Origin of the sequence: Ruminiclostridium cellobioparum subsp. termitidis CT1112 (assembly GCF_000350485.1) — a bacterium.
Taxonomy (GTDB): Bacteria; Bacillota; Clostridia; order Acetivibrionales; family DSM-1351; genus Ruminiclostridium; species Ruminiclostridium termitidis.
The window spans coordinates 137,126-161,837 of sequence record NZ_AORV01000022.1; the positions used below are offsets into that span (position 1 = coordinate 137,126).

A 24,712-nucleotide genomic window follows, 5' to 3' on the forward strand; every position below is an offset into this window, starting at 1 on the left:
AGTTATGCTTTATAGTTGAAAATGTCACTACAGCTCTTTGATTTCTCCTTCATGGTAATAATACGTAACTCTTAGTACGGATTTCTGAATTTCTTTCTGGATTCTCCTTATTTCCAGCATTGTATTTGGGAAGGCCTTTTTTAGAATTGAAATTTCACCCTCACCCTTGGCTTTTAAATAATTAATCATATTCCGTTTATTTTCTTCTACTTCGGTGAGTGCTGACTTGAAAGAATTGTATTTTTCGTTTATACTGTCAAACTGGTCTTTACGTACCTGTCCATTGTCATAAAGATTTACAAATATTGATAACTGCTGTTTATATTTATTGATTTCTGCTTTTAAAACCTCGACTTTATTATTCAGTTCATCCAGGATATTTTTATATTCATTTCTGTCAAAGCCTTTAACGCAGACATTTGTTCTTTTTTCACTGGAGGAACCCATAATTGCCGAAACTACTCTTATGTGGGCATTAATATTCCCGCCGATTATTTGACCCTTCATGGAATCCAAAATAACTTCCTTGGCCGTTATTGTACTGTTCAGGCAATAAAAACCCACATGTACGCTCCCATCGCAAATTATCTCGGCATCGGCTATATATTTAAGATACAGGTTCTTTTTGCACCTTATGGTGGTCTTTCCTCTTCCTGCTATTCCGCCTTTTATGTATATACTTCCCTCTGAGCTGCTGATTTCTTTTACGTTTCCTACACCGTACTCACCCAGTATCTCTATATCCTTTGTAGAGGCCACCGAGTAATTGTCTTCCACCGTTCCTTTTACGGTAAGGTATCCGTCGAAATCAACATTGCCCGTTTTAACGCCGATATTCTCTTTTATTTCCAGATGATTTGATACCCCTACGCTGTCTCCCTCGAAGAAAACAGCCCCTGTCCGTAATGCGTAAAGGGTTGATTTATTTTCTTCCACAACTTCTTTAACAGTTTTTTTATCATACAGCAGGGGATAATTCTTGCCCGGCATTGTCTTAAGAGTTGTGCCCTTTACCGTCTTTCCCTCCCTGCCCGGTGTTGCATGGATTTTTTCCCCGAGCCAGGCTCCCTTTTGGACCATATTGATCAAATTTAACTCATAATGATCAACATTACCGTCCTCTTTTATTTCGGGCTTGACTTCTTTTAACTGATAATATGAATTCTGAGAATCCCTTCCCGGCTCGGGCAGCAGACCCTCGGCAATCAGTATGGGTTTTCCCATATATAAATTTAAAAGGGCCTCCTTCCTGATTCCGTAGACGACACCCTTTTCATTCAATTTAGCTATGATTTCTTTTATTAATTCCGGACTCTCAAGCTCATTCCGGTTTACGTTCAATGTCATAAAAGCTTTTAATCCGTCACCCGATACGTCCACAACTATTCTTTCCTTTGATAGGGCGAATTTGCGAGACGGCTGCGGAGCAAGGACCAAAGCTTCTTTTATTACATTGAAATTATTTATTTGTATTTCAGGGTGTGCACCGATAATTTTATTGAATTCATCTACATTTAAACCCTTCTTAAAGGATTGCAGATAAAATCCATCCCAACGCCTGGTTATTTCTATAAAAGGAGAAGAATAAATAGTAGTACTTTCCATGGGTAAGCCCCCTCAGATTGTGTAGATTCATACAAGGTGAGTATGTCGTTATATTATGGTTTATTACATTCTGATCTGATTGCGCCTTCTTTCCTGTAATACATTATCAAGTGCGGTAGCTTCATTAACTGCTGTTTCCAGTTTTTCAACCATCTCTTCCGATTCAATGCTTGAAACAATTTGATGCTTGAACATGCTTAGCATGCTCTCTATATAATCCAGCCTGGCATGGATTCTTTCAAGCTCATTTTTTTCATCCTTGACCCTGTTGATTACCTGTTCATCCATTTCAATAATGCTCTTGACATCGTCATATGTTCTGTCATCCTTCATAAAGTTAAGCTTCCTGCGGTTTGCATTTATTTTATTCATCAAATCGCTTATGTTTATTTCAGACAGTTCCTTGCTTCTTATGGAATAATTCGTCATTAATCTGGTATACGAGATAACGAGATTAAGACTCTTTTCCACTATCTTTTCCTTGAGATAGCTGTAGTCGTCTCCTCTTTTCAAGGAGTTGAATATATCATCCTTGTCCTGCATTATTTTCCTGAGTTTCTGCCTTTGGATAGGAGAAGCATAGTTTCTTGTCTGGGACGACAATCTCGAACATTCCCTGTTCAGCCTGTTTATTTCTCTTTTCTTCTCTTTTCGCTGCATTTCTTCCTTGAAGTTGCTGCTAAACATACTCTGGATTACAAGAGCAACATAAAGCAACGCTCCTGTACCATATGCACCGGTGGCAAGCGTGTTAATGTCAATACCGCTAATGTTTGTACCCTGAAGATCGGGAGCACTGCTGATCAAAAATACAAGTGCACACCAAAAAATCAAAGTAGTAATATTTCTAAATCTGAATACTGCACTATAAAATAAATTCCCGTTCATAACATTCCTCATTTCACCGTTATAGCAGTGTAGCAAAAATTAATGAAAATCTATCAGTCTCCTCTACAGCAGGTACTGATAAAATAAACAATCCAAATATCTTCCAAATTTATAGCCTGTTTCCTTTAAATGCCCGCACAGCTCAAAGCCGTACTTTTCATGCATTTTTATGCTAACCTCATTATCTGAAGTGATGCAGGAAATTATTGCATGAAAGCTTTTTTCCCTGCCGGCCTCGATTACCGCCCGCATTAATTCATTGCCTATACCCCTTCTTTGATAATCAGGATGGATATATACCGACAACTCGCAGGTATCCTTATACCCCTCTTTGGCCTTGAATTCGGACAGACAGGCATAACCTGCAACACAACCCTCCAGTTCATAGACAATCAAAGGATGCCTGTGATTGTAATGGGAGAACCAAACAGCTCTTTGTTCCACAGTTTGAGGGTTAATATCAAATGAGGCAGTTGTATTTTCAACCGCCCAATTGTATATCTCTGTAATTACAGGTAAATCAGTCTCGTTTGCCGTACGTATAAGTTCTCCCATTTTAACATCCATTCCCCAAGTATAAGTTTAAGTTTGATTTATTTTATTAATTTGAAGCCTTATTTTCGGTTTTTTCCTTTACCTCAAAACCGCCGTTATCTCCGCCGAGCATTGCCTCAGCCCTGGCTCTCGCTCTGTCTCTTGCCGAATTCATATCAAGTCTCTTCAGCTTCATATCAATATTGTCATTATTAAGAGATTCAACAGCATTTGCTCTTGCAGTCTTTTTATTGACTATTTCACGGGCTCTGTCAAGGTTGTCGTTGACACTGCCCACACGGCTGTTCTTAGAGGTATATTGCGCATTGACAGAATTGATGTTTTCGCGGAGATTTGCCATTTTAGCCTGTGACTTGAGAGTTTTAAGCTCGTTAAGCTTGGCATTCATTTCAGACTCAAATATCTTATAATCTTCACGTATTTTCTCAACCTGAATCATTGCATTCTCATAAGTGGCCTTATGGGTCTCAAATACTGTCTGATATTCCTCTTCCTGAACGAGAAGTTCCACAAGCAGCTCCTTGTCTCCGGTTCTGGAAGCAGATTCCACTCTTGCCTTTATGGCATTGAGATTTCTTTCCGCGTTTTTCATTTCTATTTTTATCATTTCAGCACTTGTCTGGATTTCAATTATCTGGTGCTCGGCCTCACGTCTTGCCTTGTCAATCTGGTTTTTAATATCTTCAAACAATGCTTCCGGATTTCTCTCTTCCAATCCTCCGACAAATAATCCGAAAAATCCTCTGAACATCTGTCCAAGCCTGCTAAATAAGCCCATTACACTTCCTCCTTAAAATTTGATAATGTCTTTTATAAGTTTATTTATAATTTCAAATATTCAATACTTTAAATTTATAATAAAAAGCTGCTAAAGTAAATATCCTTTTAACATTATTATAAATATTTATGCCTGTTTTGACACTTTTTCAAATCTTCCCCAATACCTCTTGGGAAGCAGGTCTATATCGTCACATTCAGCCAACGCCAATTCCGTCATAAATTCAATATCCTGTGTACTGGGCCTGCACTTTTTCAGTGCCTCCTTCAGAATGGGCCCTGTTATCACGGGGTGTTCCTCTTTTTTGTTGCAGGCCAGCTCATAAGCTTTTCTTACCACAGTGTCTATCTCTGCTCCTGTATAGTTTTCGGCAAGCTTTGAGAAGGGCAGGAAATCCTGAATATTTGTAGCAATGCCATATTTGTTAATAACTATCTTGAAGATTTGAGCCCTCTCCTCCTGTTCAGGCAGAAGCACAGGTATTTTTTTGTCAAACCTTCCCGCTCTCTTCAGCGCGGCGTCAAGCAGGTCGGGTCTGTTGGTGGCTGCTATGAATATAATTCTTCCCCTATTATTTGTATTACCGGTGAACTGTAAAAATTCGCTGAAAATATTTCTGCTAACGCCGCTGTCCCCGGATTCTCCTCTTCTGAAAGCGGTGTCTATCTCATCCACAAAAACAATAACAGGTTCCTGGGATTTGGCACCCAGCAAACACTTTTTGAAATTCTTTTCACTTTCACCCACGTACTGTCCCAGTATCCTGGACATATCTATCTTCACGCAATTAAACCCGCTGGATTTGGCCAGAGCTTCTACCAACAGGGTTTTACCGGTACCCGACGGCCCACATAAAAGTATTCCCATCGGAACTCTCCTTGAGTCGCCTCTTCTGACGGGTTCGATAATATTTTTAGTCAGATAGGCCTTGGCAGCATCCATACCGCCAAGATCATCAAAATCTATTTCGGGATATATGAATTCAAGCACATCTCCGTATTCCTTCTGCAGGACATCGTGCTTTTTCTGTTTGATGAATTCGAAGGTAATGGGCACCCCTTCGGCTTCAGCCTTCAGCTTTATATCCTTGATGCTCTTTCTGTTAAGTCCCGAGGACAGCTTTGCGAATTCCTCCAGGGAGATCCCGGAGTGGGCTGTTTTGTCCTCCAGAAGATAACTGATATAATCTTTTCTCTCTGCTTCACCGGGCAGCTCCACCAATATCGGCTCAATACGGTAGGCCGGCTTCAGAAACTCCCTGCTGATGTCCGCAAGGTTGTCGGACAGCATGAATATGGTGCTTCCCACCGAGGATATCCGTGGATTGACCGACCATTCGGACAGCCATATCAGTGCCATTCTTTCTTCGAGGGTCATGCTTCCCAGATCGCCGGCCGGCACGATTTTTTCGGCATGGTCAATAAACAGTGCCATTTTGGTGTTCCGGAGAGCCATATCTATAAAAGGAAATATCTTGGACGGCATGGACCTGAAAAGATTTGAAACCTCATTCCCGGTGATCATGTTGAATTCCCGTTCCATTGAAGGTTCCAGAAAAGTCAGTCCCCTTGATATATCATAAAAAGCAACTATCCCGAAATTTCTCTGTTTTATAAACTCATCATCCAGGTATCTGAATATGTTCCTGCTGTTATCCATCAGATCCTTTACATTAAAATAAAACAAAAATTCATGTGATATTCCGGATTTATATTTTGACAAAAATTCATTGAACCACATATATTATCCTTTTCCAGTTTGCATTTTTTATTTTATTATTATAATAATTATATACAAAAAAACAAAAAAAGTCTGCTAATAGTAAGGTTAAACATTTGTTATTTATTTATTACCTGTTTTTTTGCATTTTAATTGAACTCAGGATTGTTTCCTCCTGATTCTGAATATGGGTTTTAGCCAGGCTTCTTGAAGCCTCAATTGCCCTTGACGAAATTGCCTCATAAATGTCATTGTGCTCTTTAATGAGATTTTTAGGACTGTTGTAATCCTTTATATAAATGACTCTGAATCTCTGAACCTGCTCTCTGAGGTTGTTCAGGATATTAAGCAGCTTGTCGTTTCTGGATGCCCTGTATATAATGTCGTGGAACTCGGCATCTTTTTTTATTGAGCCGTTAAGATTTTCCTTTTCAATATATGAGGAAAACTGGAGATTTATATGCTTGAGTTCCTTCAGCTCGTCATCAGTGATCCTTTCTGCCGCGAGAGCCGTAGCCAGACCATCAAGGGATGCACGCACTTCAAGCACATCCATTATATCCTTGACTGAAAGCTCTGCAACATGAGCACCCTTTCTCGGGATCATGTCAACAAGCCCTTCCAACTCCAGCTTTCTGATAGCCTCCCTGACCGGAGTCCTGCTGACACCCATTTTCTCAGCCAGCTGTACTTCCATTAAACGTTCTCCGGGACGGAGCTCTCCAATAATGATAGCTTCTCTTAAGGAATTAAAAATAACCTCCCTTAAGGGCTTATAATCGTTTAGATTAATTTTTGATAGTTTACCTGCCATAGCTGCCTCCTTAATCAAACTGTATGAGTTAATATGCACTCATGTTTACTGTTTTTTATTTTATTAAACGCATACTCTGCTTTGTCTGCATCTTCAAATATCCCGAATACCGTGGGGCCGCTTCCGCTCATCATACTGCCCATAGCACCGAGCTTTACCAGCTCACTCTTAATGGCATCGATAACCGGATACTTCTCACGTGTTACACTTTCCAGGACGTTTTTCATATTGGCGGCCAAATTTCTTTTGTTTCCTGAAGCCAAAGCTGAAATAAGCATTTGCGTGTCGGGTCTTTCCTTAACCTTTTCCAATTTAAAGTTCTTATATACCCAGGCGGTGGATACCCCTATCCTGGGCTTTACCAGTACCAACGGTATATTCCCTGCGGCCGGCAGAAGTGTGAGTTTTTCTCCGATGCCTTCAGCCAGGGCCGTTCCGCCCATGATACAATACGGGACATCGGCTCCGATTATCTTCCCCAGCTGCATCAGTTCAGCCTGTTCTACACCCAGCTCAAACAAGGAATCAATACCCTTCAGAACCGCTGCCGCATCAGTGCTGCCCCCTGCGAGGCCGGCAGCAACAGGTATCCTCTTGCTGATCTCCACTCTTACGCCGGCCTTTATTCCATATCTGCCTAGCATGGCTTCGGCCGCCTTGTAAGCAATGTTTGAGCTGTTGTTGGGGACATAGGGAGCTTCACACATTATTTCCACTCCGGCTGGAATTTTACGAATAGATATAGTATCATGTAATTGTATTGTCTGCATAATCATTTGAAGGGTATGATATCCGTCATCTCTTTTTCCCAAAACATCCAACGACAAATTGATCTTTGCATGTGCTTTAAATGAAATCATCTACTCTCTTCCTTTAATAATTAGTTTAGTACATTATATACAAAATACAATTTATATTCAATACAAATCAATAACGGGAGTACTTTCAAAGTTATACACAAATTATTTTACTACTTTTAAATACATTTTAATACATTAAAAAAAAGATGCCTGAAAAATTCAGGCACCAGCTCTTAAATATTTTCCTATGGAATTGTAATTATTTCTAAATGGCCTTCTTCAATACAAGAATCTGCTGGCCTACCATCAAAACATCCCTGTCCTGGAAATTATTGATTTTCATTAAAATATCCACAGTTGTTCCGTATCTCTTTGCAATTTTCCACAAACTGTCCCCGGGCTGTGTAATATATATTATCACGCTGGGCATTGACTGCAGCTTCTTCTCATCAATCTGTCCTTCATTGGCTTTAAATATGACCGGAACCTTCTTTTTGGCTTCCACTTTTGTATTTACACCTATGGCCACTCTTATCTCCACCTGGTTCGAAGAGACCATACTGTAGTTGCAATGCTCCATTTCCAGGGATACATTCGGGTTCATGTCCCTGTTGATCCCCTTTATCTCTATCTCATGCTTGAAGGGAATATCCTTTTTGCAACAGAATATGGGCTGCTCTTCACTGTTAGCCAGATAAAGCAGGTTGTTCTGAACCGACCCTTCGATTACGACCTTATCCTCTTCAAGCCGCATATCGGCTGTATTGTACTTCGATAAAACATTGAAAATTTCCGAAACTTCGGGTGAGCACTCATTTAAATCAACAAGATCCCTGATTGTAATCTGACTCCTGTTTTCTGCAAATATTTCGTCCAGTTCAATAGTGCTCCTCTCCAGTGAAATCCTCAGTTTTGGGCTGTATGCATCTGCCAGGATCTCGGCCTCTTTTCTGCTGGTACCTTCCACATAGATATTTAAATTAACCTCAGCTCTTAAGCTTCTGAGCTCTCCATCCGCATCCTCTGCAGCATCAACCTTGTAATCTACCAGATCGTAGTCAACATCAACAAGGGTATCATCATCTACACCGTCAAGGTCAACAAACTGCGTAAAGGCTACCTCATTTTCCATGTACTGCATACTTCTTGACTCATCATCAGCCACATAAAGCGTGGAAATAGCTATATCTCCCTTGACTATGACCCTGCCGTCGGCTATTTTGAAATCCTTGCCGGTTATCTTTACATCGTTGCTCAGAACCTCTCCAATGGTGGGTTTGCTGGAGGGCAGGTCAAGATCCTCCTTGATTACATAGTTTACCTTGTTACTGCCCAGATACGAGTTAAGCACGACATTGTCGGTGAGGACCTGGACATCCTCCAGTCCTGCCACACCTGAGCAATACTCCCTTTCAAGCTCATCCTGAGCCCTACAGTTCAGGGAAAGTATAGATTTTACATTTATTTTCCTTCCATTCAGAAGATTATAATCCATATGTTCCAGAATACCTTTTGTTCTGCATTTCATTCCTCCTCTGACACCGGGTATATCAAGAGTGTAGGAAAAAGGTATATTTGATATTATACTTTTAACGCTTCTAGCTTCATCGTCCGAGACATAAAGAATCTTACACACAATGCAGCCCGAGGCGACTGCTCTGTCTGTTCCCGCATCACAGCCAGTAACAAAAACATCTCCGTCTAGAAGAAGCACTCTGGCAATGTCCGGTTTTGTATCCGGTACTATTATGTCATTTTCGATAACTGTCTGAATTGTATCCTCACCTAATAAATTATTCACCTTAAAGGCCTCTTTAACTAACTCCAGAGACATTTCTCCATCCTCCCCTTATTTGAATTGATACATCTTTAATTATCAAGGCGAAAAACCTGCTAATCAATAAATCTGCTATGTAATATATATTAGTATCCCGGGAAAAATATGCGTAAAAAAAGAGACTTATTTTTACCAAGTCCCCCTGTTTCCCACATACAATATTCTGTATATTCAAGGCGCATCCTTTGGGCCAATTTCCCTGATGACTGCGTTGTCCTCTGAAAAATTCACTCGAAATTATGCGCCCAATATGCAGAATATTGTACCAGAAAACAAAAAAGTCATTATAAAAATGACCTTTTTTGCAAACCCATATAAAAGTCAGGGTTTAATTATATTATTAAGTTTTCTCAGAAAGCGTTGTCAATTCTCTCAAGAGAGGTTAAATAAACAAGTCTAGCATACCTGAATTTTTTTGTCATCCTTATATACAACCAATTCAACTGCTTTTGTCAGTATATCAGTGTAGCTATATGAAACCCTTCTGGTATTATCGTACTCGTTCTCGAATTTAACTACAAAAATACTTGGATAAGTATTTTCAAGAACACCTTCTCTAATAAAAGATTTTTTGCGGCCTTTGTTTGCCCTGAGTTGTACCTTCTCACCAATACAACCTTCAATGTCCCTCTTTATCTGAAAGAGTTCGCCTCGATCTATCATGCTATCACCTCATCATCAGTTTAATTAATTATAGCATAAATGAATCTGCTTGTCAAAAATATTATATTATACAAGCGTATTGCATCTATGTCAAGCATTTTTTTGAGTTTTACCGCCTATATTACCCAAAAACAAGGGGTTTTGGTGAAATTTAGCATTGATTATTTCCAAAAAACCTCAAATAATTTCAAGAGAGCCTCAATTGGAAATTTAAGTAATCGGGTATTTCCAGTTCTTGTCCTATTGCTTTATATCAAGATCTTCCTCTTCTGCGTCCGCAATTAACCTGACATCTACACCCTTTAAAATAATGACTTTCTTTCCGTTAACATATCTTATATCAGATACCTTGAAAAGAACATCTTTCTGGTAAGACTTTCTATATACCAGGCTACCTATTTCAATTTGCTGCATAAATTGCCTTCCCCTCATAGTTTATTATGCCAACTTTTGAATTAATTATTATGATTGTATGTAACCAAAAAATTCAAAAATTTTTTATATTATATTTTATGCGTTTATTTACGGGTTGGTGATTTTAAGTATATTGTATTTCTTTATTATACCCCATTGTACCTCTTTCCCAGTCTGTTTTTCTTCATATCCCTAATTTTTTTTGAACTTTGGTATTTGTTGTTGTATAATCAAAATTGCACAGTATTTTTTCGCAATTCCAGTTTAATTACCCATAAATTTTTTAAATAAATTTTAAGTGACTTTCAGGAAGGAGAAACACATTGCTTACAGATATTCAAATTGCCCAGAACTGTAAAATGCTCCACATCGGAAAAATAGCCGAGAAACTTGGAATATCCGGAGAGGACATTGAATATTACGGAAATTATAAGGCCAAACTTTCCGAAGGCTTATGGAACAAGGTCAAAAACAACAATGACGGCAAATTAGTGCTTGTGACAGCCATAAATCCGACTCCTGCTGGAGAAGGAAAAACTACAACCACTGTCGGACTTGGGCAGGCCATGGCCAAAATTGGAAAGAATGCGGTTATTGCACTGAGAGAGCCATCCCTGGGTCCCGTAATGGGCATTAAGGGTGGAGCGGCAGGAGGCGGCTATGCGCAGGTCGTTCCCATGGAGGATATAAATCTTCACTTTACAGGTGATATGCACGCCATAACTGCCGCAAACAACCTTTTATCAGCTGCCATTGACAACCATTTGCAGCAGGGTAACACTTTGAATATTGACTCCAGGCAGATTGTATGGAAACGCTGCATGGATATGAATGACAGGGCTTTAAGAAACGTTATCGTGGGTCTTGGAGGCAAAATGAACGGCATTCCCAGAGAGGACGGCTTCAACATCACTGTTGCCTCCGAAATTATGGCCATCCTCTGTCTGGCGTCCGACATAACCGACCTGAAGAAGCGCCTGGGAAGGATCATTATCGGCTACAATTACGACGGTCAGCCTGTGACCGCCCGGGATCTCAAAGTTGACGGCGCTATGACGCTTTTACTGAAGGACGCCATAAAGCCAAATCTGGTTCAGACTCTTGAGGGCACTCCTGCCATAATGCATGGAGGACCTTTCGCAAACATCGCCCATGGCTGTAACAGCGTTACAGCCACAAAGCTTGCTTTGAAGCTGGCTGATTATGTTATAACCGAGGCCGGCTTCGGTGCCGATCTGGGAGCCGAAAAGTTCTTTGATATCAAGTGCCGCTTTGCAGGACTGAAACCTGCCGCAGTTGTCCTGGTTGCCACCATAAGGGCCCTTAAATACAATGGAGGCATAAAGAAGGAAAATCTTAAGGCTGAAAATATTCCGGCTCTATCTCTGGGTTTTGCCAACGCAGAGAAGCATATAGAAAACCTCCGGCAATTCGGCGTACCTGTTCTTGTAGCAATAAACCATTTTGACACCGATACCGATGCTGAAATACAGCTGGTACGTGACAGATGTACAGCTCTTGGTGTCAGGGTTGCCTTCTCAGATGTATTCCTGAGGGGTGGTGACGGCGGTGAGGAACTTGCCGAAAAGCTGGTTGAGCTGACTGACACCGCAGAAGCCAACTTTGCCCCGATATATGACGACGCTCTTCCCATAAAGGAAAAGATCAAGGCAATAGTAACAAAAATATATGGAGGCAATACGGCAATTTACACTGCAACCGCAGAAAAGTCAATTGCAAAAATTGAAGAAATGGGCCTGGACAAAATGCCCATATGTATGGCAAAAACACAATATTCACTATCCGACAATCCTGCACTGCTGGGCAGACCCACCGGCTTTGACGTAACAGTCCGGGAAGTGAGGGTTTCAGCCGGAGCCGGCTTTATTGTTGCTCTCACAGGTGATATTATGACAATGCCGGGACTTCCAAAAGCACCTGCGGCAGAAAAGATTGATATTGACCAAAATGGTGTCATTACAGGGTTGTTTTAAATTGTTAAAATATGTTGTTTCAATATAAGAACGTAATTAAAGAGGGAGCCTGTATTTTGGAGCTCCCTCTTTCTTGTTATCCAGTATAAATTTTATTTAATGAGTCAAAGTGCGCTGAACTTCTCCAGGAACTCCTTTAGATATTTTACCTCATCAATAACCTCTTCAAGCCTGCTTATGTAATTTTGCTCCGACCAGCTTTTCCGGCTGTTATAATACTTATTTATGACCCTCCAGAACTTCTGCGGGAACATGAGCATTAATTTCATCAGGTCCAGCTCGCTTTCCGACAGTGATTCGATTTTACTGTATTCGTTAATTATCAACGCCGCTTCGTCAATGTCCCATTGGCATTTTCTCATTTTTCTTCTCAGCAGGTTGACCAGATCGTAAACCTTTAAGTCATAGCAGCAGTACTCAAAATTTATGAGATACATATCACTGTTTTGCACAAAGATGTTATGATGATTAAAATCATGGTGTGATATGTTTTTATTTTTTTCGGCATCCTCCACCAGTTCATAGTAATCGGAAGTATCCAGCAGGTTCAGGGCTCTTTCTCCAAGCTCATAGAAATAATCTACATATCTGCACATGAGATTGTCAAACTTCATCTTTCCCTTTACAGCATTCTTTTTAAGCTTTTTTATCTCGTCCAGGCGTTTTCTGTAACTGGACGGCAACCTTCCCAGTTCATTTCTGGGACTGCTGTTTTCAGAGCAGCCGAAGCCAATTGAAGCCCTGTGCATTTTAGCCAGGAGCCTGGCGCACCTGATGCTTTCCTCCCTGTTATCCAGGTTGGATTCACGGCCTTCCACATACCTGCACATATATATTGTCTGGTCATTGTAGGTAATACAGGATTTCCCCGAATTTGTAAATATATTTCTGTCTATATTACAAAAACCGTTTTGAAATAAATGCTCTTTTACCTCAGCAATAAAATTGACCCTGTCGGGTTTGAGACCGGTTATTTTAATCAATCTCCTGCCGTTATCGGTATTAGCAATAAACATATCTCTGAAATTGCTTATACTATTTATCCTAATATCGTAATTTTCCTGCAGTTCCCTTTCTAATTCATGCATAAAGGCCTCCATATACTACCTGAACTTAAATAGATTAAAACTGAACCGGTATCTTCTCATCAAGCGGACTGTTTAAGCAAATTCAGTGATTTCAAACCGCAATATATTTTTACCTGGAAAGCTTTCGCTATTAGATTATATGAACCATAGGCAATATGTAGAATTAAAATATGCTATTGGGCGCCCGGTAATATACCCTTGCACAGCATAATCCGGGAGGCGTGGCTTGTTGAGATAAAAAAAGGATGAATCAAAAGATTCATCCGCTTTTTTATCTCAATTAATGAAAACAAAAATCTATTTGTTATTATACTTCTTCTCCGGCAAGTCTTAAGAGTTCTTCCCATCTCTTGTCAACTTCATTCTGGATTTCTTCGATCATGTATTCATTTCCAGCTTTGAACAAGTGCTTGAATCTTCCCTGCTTCTTCAAGAAATCAACAACTGGAAGCTTGTTCTTGGGCTTGTAGTTAACGATATATTTACCGTCGATTATTTCATACAACGGCCAGAAGCAAGTTTCAACAGCCAGCTTGTTCAACTCCATCAAATCAGGAGTATTGTAGATCCAGCCTCTTGGACATGGAGCCAATACGTTCATGAATGCAGCACCCTTTGTATAAAGAGCCTTTTCAGACTTTTCATAAAGGTCTTTCATATTTCCGATAGCAGCAGTCTGACACACATATGGAAGGTTATGGCTTGCCATAATACCTGTCAGATCTTTTCTCCACTGCAGCTTGCCGGGAATAACCTTACCTGCAGGTGAAGTAGTGGTATCAGCATACTTGGGAGTAGCTGATGATCTCTGGATACCGGTGTTCATGTATGCTCCGTTGTCGTAGCAAACATAAACCATGTCATGACCTCTTTCCATAGCACCTGAAAGAGACTGGAGACCTATATCGTAAGTTCCTCCGTCACCGCCGAAAGCGATAAACTTGGTTTCACCCTTAACTTTTCCCCTTTTCTTCATGGCAACATAAGCAGCTTCAGCTCCTGATATATTTGCAGCTGAGTTTTCAAATGCATTATGAATGAAGGAATCTTTCCATGCAGTATATGGATAAAGGAAAGTAGAAACTTCCAAACATCCGGTGGCCGAACCAATAACTGCGTGATCTTCAGGCTTTAAAGCTCTTAAAATCTGTCTAACTACAACCGGAGCTCCGCATCCGGCACACATTCTATGTCCGCCAGTAAGCCTTTCAGGCTTCTTGGCAACTTCTTTTAAATTGTAAGCCATCATCGCACCTCCTATTCTCTTACGCCGAGGTAGTTGTAAACCGAATCAACTTTACCTGTAGCGACAATTTCCAATGTTTTATTAAATACAACTTCAATATCGTCAGTCTTAACGTCTCTTCCGCCAAGTCCGTAGATGTAGTTTATTACCTTGGGTCCAAATACGCTCTTGGCGTACAGTGCACTGGTAACGTCGGTGAATAACGGACCGCCGGCAGCATTAAAGCTTTCAGCCTTGTCCATTATGGCAATAGCCTTGTACTTGGCCAAAGCTTCTGCTATTTCATCAACAGGGAAAGGTCTGAACAATCTTGGTTTCAATACGGCAACCTTCTTGCCCTGAGCTTTGTATTGGTCTGCAACAAATTTTGCAGTTCCTGCCGTAGAGTTCAAAACCACTACGCAAGCTTCTGCGCCTTCTGCATTGTATTCTTCAAACAAGCCATAGCTTCTGCCTGTCAATTTTGCAAATTCAGCTGAAACTTCAAGAACAACCTTCTTTGCATTCATCATTGCCTGAGCCTGTTGTCTCTTGTGCTCGAAGCAGTGGGTAAAGTGATCCAGAGGACCGACTGCAATTGGATTTTCTTTATTTAAGAGGTATTCTTCGGGATTGTATTCACCAACAAAAGCCTTTACCTTGTCATCTTCAACAAGATCAAGATTTTCGATAGCATGAGAAGTGATAAATCCGTCCTGGCAAACCATAACCGGAAGAAGGACATCGGGGTGTTCCCCTATTTTGTTAGCCATTAACATATTGTCATATGCTTCCTGGCAATTTTCTGAATAAATCTGTATCCAACCTGAATCTCTGGCACCCATTGAATCACTGTGATCGTTATGTATGTTCAAAGGTCCTGAAAGAGTTCTGTTAACACATGCCAAAACGATTGGAAGTCTTGAACATGAAGCTATATATAAACATTCCCACATAAGAGCAAGTCCGTTTGCAGAGGTAGCTGTCATAGCTCTTCCTCCTGCAGCCTGTGCACCTATACATGCTGACATGGCACTGTGCTCTGACTCAACAGGTACAAACTCAGTATCAACCTGACCGTTTGCAACAAATGTTGAGAAGTATTGGGGAACTTCTGTTGATGGAGTTATTGGGAAAGCCGCAACTACATCCGGATTTATCTGCTTCATGGCAACAGCCATAGCTTCGTTACCACTTAATCTTTCTCTAATAGCCATTTTGAATTTTCCCTCCTTACTTTTCTTCTACAAAGTCGATAGCTTTGAAAGGACAAACCTTTACACAAACGCCACAACCTTTGCAGTGATCATAATCAAATTCTACTCTTTTGCCTTCTGCATTAACCAATATGGAAGTATCAGGGCAAACAGGGTAGCAAAGTAAACATTGCTTGCACTTATCTTCCAGCCAGATCGGCTTCATTGAACGCCAGTCACCGGTTTTAAAAAGCTCGGCATTACCGGCCCAGGGAATATTTCCGCCCTTGGTTATGTCTTTCCAGTTAACGTCAGGAGAAACTGTTTTTAATTCTTTGTTGCAACTCATAGCCCTTTCACCTCCTGCATAGCTCTTTCAATAGCTTTGATATTTGGTTCTATAACTTCCGGTTTCTTAGCAAATTTATGTTTGAAGGAACCAACCATGTCATCAAGGAATTCTTTTTCGCCCATTACTCCGCTTACTTTTACAACTGCACCAAGCATTGGAGTGTTAGGGAAGTACTTGCCCAAAGTTTCAATAGATATGGTTCTTGCATCTACTGTGCAAACTTTGCCCTTGTACCCCTTTAATAATGGTTTGATTTCTTCAGGAGTTTTAGTAGTATTGATTATTAAAGCTCCCGATTCCTTTAAACCCGAAGTAACATCTACAGCTGTAAGCAGAGTATCATCTACTACTACTACATAATCTGGTTCATAAATGTTACAATGAATTGTAAGTCTATCATCGCTTATTCTGTTATAAGCTGTGATTGGAGCACCCATTCTTTCAGGGCCGTATTCAGGAAAACCCTGAATGTATTTACCGGTATTGAACGCTGCATCCGCAAGCAATAATGATGCTGTCTTTGCGCCTTGACCACCACGTCCATGCCATCTGATTTCAACAACCTTGCCCATTTGGCAAACCCTCCTCTTTATTTGAATTTTAAATGAATCTCTATAAGGTTTTTGAACCTCATTTTAACTTTTATCAGCATACAGCATTTACTTTATTGTTACGTCAAATTCTGCCAGCTATGTACTCCGAGATTCATTTTAATAACTATAAGACAACTAACCAAAAGATAAACTTGTCCATATAAAAGTATATATGTTTGACTTTTTATTGTCAAGCAACTATGTTTAAAGTAGCATTAGTTCTGTACTTTTGTAAACTTAAATTGTTCTTTGTATACAAACATGTAACAATTATACAAAAAATAATACTTCATACTACGACCACGTCATAATATAAAGTATTATTTACTATATTATATAATATATTTTAATATAATCAGAAGAATCAAACCCGGGACACCAAGTACGCCGATTATTAATGCCGAATATATATTTAGTGCTATGCTGAAATTAAAGTATATCCCGGCAAAATTTATAATTGCCAGCAATACTGCACCTAATATTGTGTTCAGCATTATTTTTTTCAGGACATTCACAATATTCATATTAACCTCCATGAGCCACATTCGTGGCCACAAAACTGCAATGAAATCTCTTTACTCCCTCATCCGCTGTAATTGGCTTACTAATATGTATTTTTAAAGTGGACAAAATATTCCTGTCTGGATGAAAGCTTTTCGGCAAATGGGCATTTATCGTCCTCCGGCTTAACATATTCCAAATAAACCAAAAAAGGATTTGCCTGTTTTTCAACTGACAAAATCCTTTTTAATCCTAATAAAATCATATTTATATATTAACTCACTCCGGTATAAATTATTTATAGCATATCCCCATTGCTTTGGCTCTCTTTATCAAATATTCAAACTTTGCCTCGTAAGCCTTTATCTGATATGTATAAAAATCCACCATCAGTGAATCCTGAACAAAATCAAAATTATTATATGCATCCTGCAAATCGCACTTTACTTTGTTAATTTCAAATAAAATATCAGTCCTCTCAGCATCCAGTATTTTTTCTTCTACGGTGCCAACCACTTTATTCAACTGCTTGTTCAATGAAACTTCCATAAGCGTCTCCTTCCATTTTTACTGGTATATAAAGGATTGACCCATTACTATACTATTTATACGTCTGTGGAAATATTCTTGCTACTGTTTTTTTAAGCCACTGATCATATATTATTCCTGGCAGTTTAGCTGATGATATATAAGATGGTATATAATAAGATAGAAGTAATTATTTGATTTTAGAAGGGATCGGATATATGGTAATAAGAAAAATCCAGACAAAAGACTCGGAAATATTTTTAAATATGCTGAAACAGTTGGATAATGAAACAAAGTACATGATGTATGAACCCGGGGAAAGAAAGACCTCTGCAGGCGAAATAAAATCGGTCATTGAGAGTTTTTACTCATCAAATTCGCTCATGCTGGCAGCTGAGGAAAATGGAGAACTGGTAGGGTTTCTGACTGCCGAAAGAGGCTTCGCAAATAAAATAAAACATAGTGCCTACATAGTTATTGGCCTTTTAAAGAGCCACAGAGGTAAAAAAACCGGTACAAGACTTTTTGAAGAATTAAACAAATGGACAGCGGACAATGGCATAACAAGACTTGAACTTACTGTTATGACGCATAATGAAGCTGCCATAGGTTTGTATAAGAAAATGGGGTTCAAAATCGAAGGCCTGAAAGAAAATTCACTGCTTGTGGATGGGGTTTATGTTGATGAATACTATATGGCCAAAATTCTTTTATAGCAGGCTTAAATCCGCCGGTATCAGTACTTTTCCACCGATAGGGCACCGTTTTCCTTTACTATCTCTATAATTGTGTCCATTCGTTCTTCATCCACTTTCATGCTGAAAATAGCATTACCGTCCGATACCAGCTTGTGGTATTTCTCCTTTTTGCTTTTGGGTACCCGCATATCGGTTACAACTCCTATTAGGCCTCCCAGGACAAAACCCGCAAAAAGACCGGTAATAGGCCCGCTTGCAGCTATCAATCCCAAACGGGGTATAAACATACTTACTGCTCCCAGTACCACGCCTGTTACCCCTCCAAATATACCCCCGGTGATTATTCCATCCGATATTTTCTCCCGCCGGGTCAGTCTGAAAGGATAGGAAGAGCAGCCGGCAGCATATATCTGACCATCATTGCCTGCTTTTAAATATCCCCTGTTTCCGTTATCCTTGACAATAATTGAGATATTATCAGTTTTTAAGCCCTTATCTCTTACTTCATATGCTGCTTTTTCAGCATTGTCATACACATCAAAAATTGCAACGATAGTCCTGGACAATAAAATCACTCCTGTATTGTAGTCCTGCCTTCAGATAAAGTATTTGCATTTTGTTGTGTATATATGCTTTTTCAAAAGCTTGTCTTTAAAGCTGCAATATTTTAAATATACCTGAGCAGCTCTAACGGCTCTTCGAGAAAAATGTCAGGCTCCACTTTTTCCAAATCACTTCTCGGACTGTAGGTCCACGCTACTGCTGCGCTTCTGACACCCGCATTTTTAGCACAAAGAATATCCAGGGGACTGTCACCTACGTACAGGACCTCTTCCTTATTCAGCGCGTTTACCGCCTCCATGGCTTTAAGAAGAGGCTCTCCCTCGGGTTTATGCTTTTGTGACGCTTCCGAGCCGTTGACAAACGCGAAATAGTCCATCAGGTTAAAGAGTTTTAGTCCCCTGACTGCCAGCTCTCTCCTTTTTGAAGTGACAACTCCCAATACAATTCCCTTTTCATAAAGAGTTTTGATCAACTGGCAGATTCCCAGAAAGACTCCTATACTGCTGTCATGTTTTCTATCATTGTATTCTCTGTATGTCATGGCCAGCTCTTCTTCTTTACCGGGATAAATCTCTCCCAGGTGTTTTATCAGGGGAATTCCTATATAGCTTATAGTTTCGGCTTCGGGCCTGGTCTCGCCAAAATGGTGCATAAAAGTGTAGTTGAAGGATTCCAGAATAAGAGGAACCGTATCTATCAGTGTTCCGTCCAAATCAAAAAAAACATACTTAAAATTATTCATAATTATTTTCCTATCCAAACTCCATAAATTAATTAGAAACAATCTATAATTTTTAAAGATAATAAACCTTTTCAAATTTGTTACGTATATTATATAAAGTAACAATTAACTTGTTAATTTTAATATAATTAATTATAATCTATAATATATACATTTATAGACTAATACAAGAATATATTTATTTTTTTATCAAGCTTTCAGTATATACGTGGATGCGGCACTAATGACAATATAAAATAATTTGTTTGGAAGTAGAGGGTGGATTCATTGAAAAACAAGATTAAGCATTCATTACCAAACCTTTTAACCTTCATTAATCTTTCTCTTGGTATAATTGCATTGCTCTTTTCCATAAAAGATGATCTGATACAGGCCTCTTTATTGGTGATGGTAGCTGCATTAACCGACAGATTTGATGGAAAGGTAGCCAGGATGCTTGACAGTACAAGTGAATTGGGAAAAGAGCTGGATTCACTTTCAGATTTGATTTCATTTGGTGTGGCACCAATTATAATCGCCTGGAAAATAAGCTTTTTCAATTTAGGCATCATCGGATATCTGCTCACTGTGTTGTTTCCTATTGCGGGAGCTTACAGGCTGGCAAGGTACAACATTACTACATTCAATAATGTATTCTGCGGCGTTCCCATTACAATCGCCGGTGCTTTTCTGTCAATAATAAATCTTTATAACAGTTTTTCACACATTAGACACAGTTACAGCAATATAAATACCATAATCTGCGCTGTAATAATAGTTTTATTATCCTATTTAATGGTTAGTAAAATTCAAATCAAAAAGAGATGACAAAGAATTAAATTTTTTATCCACAGAATTTTAAAAAATTACAGCTTAAATCCACATTTAAATCCCATTGTGTTGAAAAGTACACCCGGGAGATTTCTTTAAGCCCGATTTAGCAGAAAAAAACCCTTAAGCACTCATTGCATAAGGGTTTTCATTTTCTAATAAATATTTATCATTCATAATATAATATGGTTTAAGTGTAGGATTTAAGTTCTCACATAAGCCTTTATAGTTCCTATGGTTTTACCCTCCGATTCACCGCAGGGTCTGATGGTATACTTTCCGACAGATGCCGGAATTATAAAAGTTTCGGCATAATGCACCTTAAACGGTTCAAATCGGCCGTCAGCAGATTCAACAACTGCTTCCCCGCCCTCAACAAGGTTAATAACATTTACTCCACCATTTGTATCGTGATTTACGGCCGAACTGAACCAGTGTCTCCGGGTTTCTATAAATTCTCTTTCATGAAGCCCCGTTCTCTCCTCTTTCCATCCATCACCTTCGGCCAGGGTCTCGATTTTGTTTATAAGGTTTTTTTCTACCCACTCTGTGTTCCGGTCAAACTGCAGAACAGCCTTGCCATGTTCCAGGTGTATTGGGCGGGGTTTTCCGTCCAGTCCCAGCCTTCCCCAATCCCATAACTTAAAGGTAAAAATAAAGGGAGTTGAGGAAATCTCCAGAACCATGGTATTATCTCCCGAACAATGGGCCGTACCCGCAGGTATCAAGAAATGGTCATGTTTCTTTGCTTTGAATTTATTAACATGCTTTTCTGCCGGGAAGTCCATAATACCTTGCTGGGCTTTTTCCAAATCGCTGAAAAATTCTTCCTTTGAAGTGTCTGCTCTGACTCCGAGGTAAACACAGCCATCCTCTTTCGCGTCCAGAAGATAGTATGACTCATCCTGAGTATAATTCATTCCGAATTTCTCCTGGATATACTCGGTCAAGGGATGAACCTGCAAAGACAGGTTTTGTCCTCCCATTGTATCCAGGAAATCAAACCGGATAGGGAATTCTGTCCCGAATCTTGCATGCACCTTGTCACCCAGGAGTTCTCTGGGATATTTGAAAACCAGGTCAATAGACGGAATCTCAGCAATAATTTCCCCAACTTTTAACAAAAGGGAATTTTCTTCAGGTACGCAGTCAAAGCACCAAGCATAGTTTTCAGTATCTCTTTCCAGATCACAGGTATCTTTCATCCACTGCCCGCCCCACACTCCCGGATCAAAAAAGGGCACAACTCTGAAGGGCTGTCCTGCAGCCTGTCTGAGCCCTTGAATATAGGCCTCTCCCGTTATCATTTTGGGGTTGTTTCTCAAGTTTGTGTCCAGAACATAATTAAAGGAATCCATCCTTTCCTTTTTATATCTGTCGGCAATACGCCATTCGAAGAAAAAGCCTCTTTTATATTTAACAAGCGCATCATCCTTAAAATTATCATGCTTCCAGTTGGATATCTCACCCGAGCGGTACCGCTGCTGGATCTCCCAGCGTGCCATATCCGCATATATATGAATATCCGGTTTAACAAGCAGGCAGGCTGCAATACCATAAATGACTATCCTGCCCTTGGCCTGGCTTATTTTCCTGCTGACTTTGTTTAGTTTATCAGCATTAATAAAATCCTTAAAGTTCAAGTGGCACATGATGCCGAATACGCGGTCATCTGTCATATACTCCGCTATTTTATCGGTAATATATTCATTTGTTTCAAATATATCCTCATCAGTGAAAATGACTAAATCACCCTGCAGTTTATCTACAATATTCTCCCTGATTTCTTCAATCCTTACCCCGGGGTAGAAATCCACGGCAATAATGGTCCTTTCACCTTTTAGTCCACCTGCGGCACGGAGAACCTCACCGACAATATTGCCGTAACCCTGCCAGCTGTGATTATTTTCATAACCTTTAACTTCTATATATGGCTGCTTATTATAATTTGATTTCATCTTAACCTCCATGTCCAGTTATGTGCCTGTTCAATGTCACTGCCCCCGGCTTAAACTCCGGTAAAGACCCATCAAGGTACTTTTTGAAGTATTATGAGTCAATCGTATATCAACTTTCTCAGCTTTGCAGAACTCCTCAATCTGCCGTCCAAAGAATTTAAAGCTTTTGACTATTTCCCCGCCCAGGATGATGCAATCGGCTTTAAATCCAATAATAAACGGGGTAAATGCCTCATACAGGTCCCGCCCAAATTCTTTGAATACCAGCAATGCCGCTTCATCCTGCTTTATAGCTTTGTTATATAGTTTCCTTCCATCCTGGGAGTCTTTAAAATATTGGGCTGCGATGTTTGCCAGTCCTCTTGCCGAGATATAATCATCAATGATACTGGACTTAAAATTTGTATTATAGATCCAGCCGTTTTCCGGTACTCCTTCTCCGGTCCCCACCAGCCTATGGTCTATTGAAAATGCCGATCCTGCTCCGGTCCCTATGCACAAATGAATAATCCTGTTATACCCTATACCCTTGCCATAGAAAATTTCACCCAGCGCAAACGCTGCTATATCATGCATAAATATAATTTCTGGTTCTTTATCCATAAGAGACGATAAATATTCATCTTCTCTTATGCTGTGGAAGAATTCTTCCCTTAAATTAATATTATAAATACTGTCATATTTCCCAATTCCTCTTATAAAGCTAATACCGCCAGCATAATCAAATGGTCCCGGAAAAGCCAGCCCTATTGCCTTTATATTAATTTCCGGATCTGATATTTTTCCCGCCAAATCTTTAAAAATTGCCGAGAAATTGGATATAATAGTATCTTTATCTGCGTAGGACTGTGCATTATAAGAAAATATTCTATCAAACATGATGTTGCCGGACTCATCTATGATTCCGCATTTTACCGAGGTTCCGCCAACATCCAACCCCAAATAATAATTCATTTTTTCACCCCTGCGTAATTGGATAAAGACATGTCTCTTCCGAAACCTGATCCAATTTTTTATTAAATGTCATCACTGAAAAGCTACAAGCAAATGGGAAAGTGCACAAGGTGGAATATTCACATTGACCTTATTGTCTATAACATTTAGTTCTGAAATTTCCTCACCCAAAACGTTTACAAGACAAGCTTTTATAATTGTCTTTCCCGGAAGGTTAAAGTTGTATTGAGCTTCTGTCTCTGTCATATTTTTTAGCATAACAATCAAACCGCCCTCTTTTTTTGCAGGCCTTATCAGTATTGGTACAATTCCTTCTCCGCAGCCCTCAAAAAGCTTGCCCCTCTCCACCTCTTTGCAGCTGACAGCAGCATTGATGAAAAGCGGTTCATTTGCCAGCTGTCCAAGATTGTATGCATTTATTGCATCAAATTCCTTAAAAGGTGTCATTTCATAACTGAGCTGAATGGGCCCCGGCTGGCTGATCCAGAAATTGGTGTCCCAGTAGTTGTTCATAGGCCAGGCTAAAAGCAGGGGATTTTCTTTTCGTTCAATGCTTTGGCTTTCTCTGCCAAAATTGAAATCTCCGATTTGTACCATTGGCGCATCAGGACAAGCCAGTACTACACCTTTTTCGTCATCATATATTGAGACAGTCTGATCAACAGTCACCCAATCACGGCTTACTTTGCCCAATTGCTCCCTATCGAGTTCAATGAAGGTTCCGGCTGTATCAAACCGGCTTTTCCAGCCACCGTTGATATTTAAAGGAAAAGCAAAATATATTCCTTCAGGTTTGGTAAAGTTCTCCTTCTTCATGTATGCCTTGAATTTAATTCTTGGGTGCAGCGTGGAAAAAGTTATTTTTTGCTTAAGCTCCTCAACACCTTCTGCCTTAAATTCCATAATAAAAGAAACAGAATTTGCCTCTTCTTCTATATGCCATTTCAATATTCTCTCGGCACTTTGCCTCCTGCCCTTCCAATTGTGGTTCCAAACGCTCACACTTCTGTTGCCCAGTTCCACATCCCGGGGGAAAAACGTAGACCTGTGTTCTTCATTATAAAGAGGATCTATAGTCTCTCTGACATATTCAAACAAAGTCCACTGGCTGTTTTTGTCCAGCATGGCCCAATCAGTTGATAAATCATACAGCTGTTCAATCCTTCCTGTTGCGGGATTAAAGGTCATACGGTAATACGGTGTCTCAATACTGTTTCCGGTTATCTTATAACCTTTATCCTCAGCCGGCTTGGCTGCTCTATTCTGCTCCAGGACAGAAAACGGTATTTTAGTCCAGGAGAAAGGTGGAAGTTTTTCAGTGCCGAAGTACTTATAAGCTTCATCCTTTGAATTATAGGGCAGTAATCTTTTCATACGTATTGCAGACAGATGTCTGCCTTTTTCCAGAAAAGTCTCCGGAACCTTCAGCTCTATTT

Annotated in this window: 25 protein-coding genes; 3 read left to right on the top strand and 22 right to left on the bottom strand. The window is 39.8% G+C overall.

All coding sequences use genetic code 11. The features are described from left to right. Positions 1–27 precede the first annotated feature (27 nt). The 10 genes from CTER_RS06260 to CTER_RS27455 form a co-directional block, all read right to left on the bottom strand. A complete protein-coding gene (locus tag CTER_RS06260; RefSeq protein ID WP_004624369.1) occupies positions 28–1,605 on the bottom strand; it encodes a FapA family protein in 1,578 nt (525 codons plus the stop codon). A gap of 63 nt (positions 1,606–1,668) precedes the next feature. After that, positions 1,669–2,493 (bottom strand): hypothetical protein, encoded by an 825-nt coding sequence (locus CTER_RS06265; protein ID WP_004624425.1) that lies wholly within the window; start codon positions 2,491–2,493, stop codon positions 1,669–1,671. A gap of 63 nt (positions 2,494–2,556) precedes the next feature. Beyond that, positions 2,557–3,048: a GNAT family N-acetyltransferase gene (locus CTER_RS06270; protein ID WP_004624453.1), complete on the bottom strand. Its 492-nt coding sequence runs from the start codon at positions 3,046–3,048 to the stop codon at positions 2,557–2,559. A gap of 46 nt (positions 3,049–3,094) precedes the next feature. Then, positions 3,095–3,826 carry a PspA/IM30 family protein gene (locus tag CTER_RS06275; RefSeq protein ID WP_004624478.1) on the bottom strand — a complete coding sequence of 244 codons (732 nt, stop codon included), beginning with the start codon at positions 3,824–3,826 and terminating at the stop codon, positions 3,095–3,097. 126 nt (positions 3,827–3,952) lie between these two features. After that, on the bottom strand, positions 3,953–5,566 hold the full coding sequence (locus CTER_RS06280) for an ATP-binding protein (protein WP_004624315.1): 1,614 nt from the start codon (positions 5,564–5,566) through the stop codon (positions 3,953–3,955). A 109-nt stretch (positions 5,567–5,675) separates the two neighbouring features. After that, positions 5,676–6,359: a GntR family transcriptional regulator gene (locus CTER_RS06285; protein WP_004624376.1), complete on the bottom strand. Its 684-nt coding sequence runs from the start codon at positions 6,357–6,359 to the stop codon at positions 5,676–5,678. A 14-nt stretch (positions 6,360–6,373) separates the two neighbouring features. Beyond that, positions 6,374–7,216, bottom strand: a complete 843-nt coding sequence (gene ispE, locus CTER_RS06290; RefSeq protein WP_479725112.1) for a 4-(cytidine 5'-diphospho)-2-C-methyl-D-erythritol kinase — start codon at positions 7,214–7,216, stop codon at positions 6,374–6,376. Positions 7,217–7,424: 208 nt separating this feature from the next. Further along, complete coding sequence (locus CTER_RS06295) at positions 7,425–8,993, bottom strand: DUF3794 and LysM peptidoglycan-binding domain-containing protein (RefSeq protein ID WP_004624471.1); 1,569 nt, start codon at positions 8,991–8,993, stop codon at positions 7,425–7,427. Between the two features lie 399 nt (positions 8,994–9,392). Next, a complete protein-coding gene (locus CTER_RS06300) occupies positions 9,393–9,659 on the bottom strand; it encodes a Veg family protein (protein WP_004624451.1) in 267 nt (88 codons plus the stop codon). 240 nt (positions 9,660–9,899) lie between these two features. Beyond that, positions 9,900–10,073 (bottom strand): sporulation peptidase YabG, encoded by a 174-nt coding sequence (locus CTER_RS27455; protein WP_004624371.1) that lies wholly within the window; start codon positions 10,071–10,073, stop codon positions 9,900–9,902. A gap of 323 nt (positions 10,074–10,396) precedes the next feature. Between CTER_RS27455 and CTER_RS06305 the strand changes: the two genes are divergently transcribed. Continuing rightward, positions 10,397–12,067 carry a formate--tetrahydrofolate ligase gene (locus CTER_RS06305; RefSeq protein ID WP_004624367.1) on the top strand — a complete coding sequence of 557 codons (1,671 nt, stop codon included), beginning with the start codon at positions 10,397–10,399 and terminating at the stop codon, positions 12,065–12,067. Between the two features lie 104 nt (positions 12,068–12,171). Here CTER_RS06305 and CTER_RS06310 read toward each other — a convergent pair whose 3' ends face one another. The 7 genes from CTER_RS06310 to CTER_RS06340 all read right to left on the bottom strand — a co-directional run bounded on the left by CTER_RS06310 (position 12,172) and on the right by CTER_RS06340 (position 17,571). Then, positions 12,172–13,155, bottom strand: coding sequence for a CotS family spore coat protein (locus CTER_RS06310; protein WP_004624360.1), 984 nt, complete (start codon positions 13,153–13,155; stop codon positions 12,172–12,174). Positions 13,156–13,462: 307 nt separating this feature from the next. After that, entirely contained in the window at positions 13,463–14,401 is a 939-nt protein-coding gene (locus CTER_RS06315; RefSeq protein WP_004624458.1) for a thiamine pyrophosphate-dependent enzyme, read from the bottom strand. Between the two features lie 11 nt (positions 14,402–14,412). Further along, positions 14,413–15,597 carry a pyruvate ferredoxin oxidoreductase subunit alpha gene (gene porA, locus CTER_RS06320; RefSeq protein WP_004624313.1) on the bottom strand — a complete coding sequence of 395 codons (1,185 nt, stop codon included), beginning with the start codon at positions 15,595–15,597 and terminating at the stop codon, positions 14,413–14,415. Between the two features lie 16 nt (positions 15,598–15,613). Next, positions 15,614–15,925: a 4Fe-4S binding protein gene (locus CTER_RS06325; RefSeq protein ID WP_004624467.1), complete on the bottom strand. Its 312-nt coding sequence runs from the start codon at positions 15,923–15,925 to the stop codon at positions 15,614–15,616. Next, positions 15,922–16,500 (bottom strand): 2-oxoacid:acceptor oxidoreductase family protein, encoded by a 579-nt coding sequence (locus CTER_RS06330; RefSeq protein ID WP_004624402.1) that lies wholly within the window; start codon positions 16,498–16,500, stop codon positions 15,922–15,924. Before CTER_RS06330 ends, CTER_RS06325 begins: the two co-directional genes overlap by 4 nt. Positions 16,501–16,853: 353 nt before the next feature. Next, on the bottom strand, positions 16,854–17,045 hold the full coding sequence (locus tag CTER_RS06335) for a pro-sigmaK processing inhibitor BofA family protein (protein WP_004624343.1): 192 nt from the start codon (positions 17,043–17,045) through the stop codon (positions 16,854–16,856). A gap of 271 nt (positions 17,046–17,316) precedes the next feature. Further along, on the bottom strand, positions 17,317–17,571 hold the full coding sequence (locus tag CTER_RS06340; RefSeq protein ID WP_004624416.1) for a DUF2508 family protein: 255 nt from the start codon (positions 17,569–17,571) through the stop codon (positions 17,317–17,319). Between the two features lie 197 nt (positions 17,572–17,768). On the opposite strand from CTER_RS06340, the gene CTER_RS06345 reads away from it, so the two are divergent. Next, positions 17,769–18,266, top strand: a complete 498-nt coding sequence (locus CTER_RS06345; protein ID WP_004624364.1) for a GNAT family N-acetyltransferase — start codon at positions 17,769–17,771, stop codon at positions 18,264–18,266. A 20-nt stretch (positions 18,267–18,286) separates the two neighbouring features. On the opposite strand, the gene CTER_RS06350 is transcribed toward CTER_RS06345, so the two are convergent. Together CTER_RS06350 and CTER_RS06355 are read right to left on the bottom strand one after the other, a co-directional pair. Continuing rightward, positions 18,287–18,823: a hypothetical protein gene (locus CTER_RS06350; RefSeq protein ID WP_242834938.1), complete on the bottom strand. Its 537-nt coding sequence runs from the start codon at positions 18,821–18,823 to the stop codon at positions 18,287–18,289. 92 nt (positions 18,824–18,915) lie between these two features. Further along, entirely contained in the window at positions 18,916–19,554 is a 639-nt protein-coding gene (locus tag CTER_RS06355) for an HAD-IA family hydrolase (RefSeq protein WP_004624380.1), read from the bottom strand. Positions 19,555–19,821: 267 nt separating this feature from the next. Here CTER_RS06355 and pssA point away from each other — a divergent pair, with 267 nt between their 5' ends. After that, entirely contained in the window at positions 19,822–20,361 is a 540-nt protein-coding gene (pssA, locus tag CTER_RS06360; protein WP_004624481.1) for a CDP-diacylglycerol--serine O-phosphatidyltransferase, read from the top strand. A 206-nt stretch (positions 20,362–20,567) separates the two neighbouring features. Here the strand turns inward: pssA and CTER_RS06365 are convergent, their stop codons facing one another. From CTER_RS06365 to CTER_RS06375, 3 genes are all read right to left on the bottom strand, one after another. Next, complete coding sequence (locus CTER_RS06365; protein ID WP_004624422.1) at positions 20,568–22,322, bottom strand: class I mannose-6-phosphate isomerase; 1,755 nt, start codon at positions 22,320–22,322, stop codon at positions 20,568–20,570. Positions 22,323–22,358: 36 nt separating this feature from the next. Continuing rightward, positions 22,359–23,276, bottom strand: coding sequence for an ROK family protein (locus CTER_RS06370; protein WP_004624352.1), 918 nt, complete (start codon positions 23,274–23,276; stop codon positions 22,359–22,361). Positions 23,277–23,348: 72 nt separating this feature from the next. Then, positions 23,349–24,712, bottom strand: a 1,364-nt coding sequence (locus CTER_RS06375; RefSeq protein WP_004624419.1) for a glycosyl hydrolase family 38 protein, incomplete at its 5' end; no start/stop codon positions are given.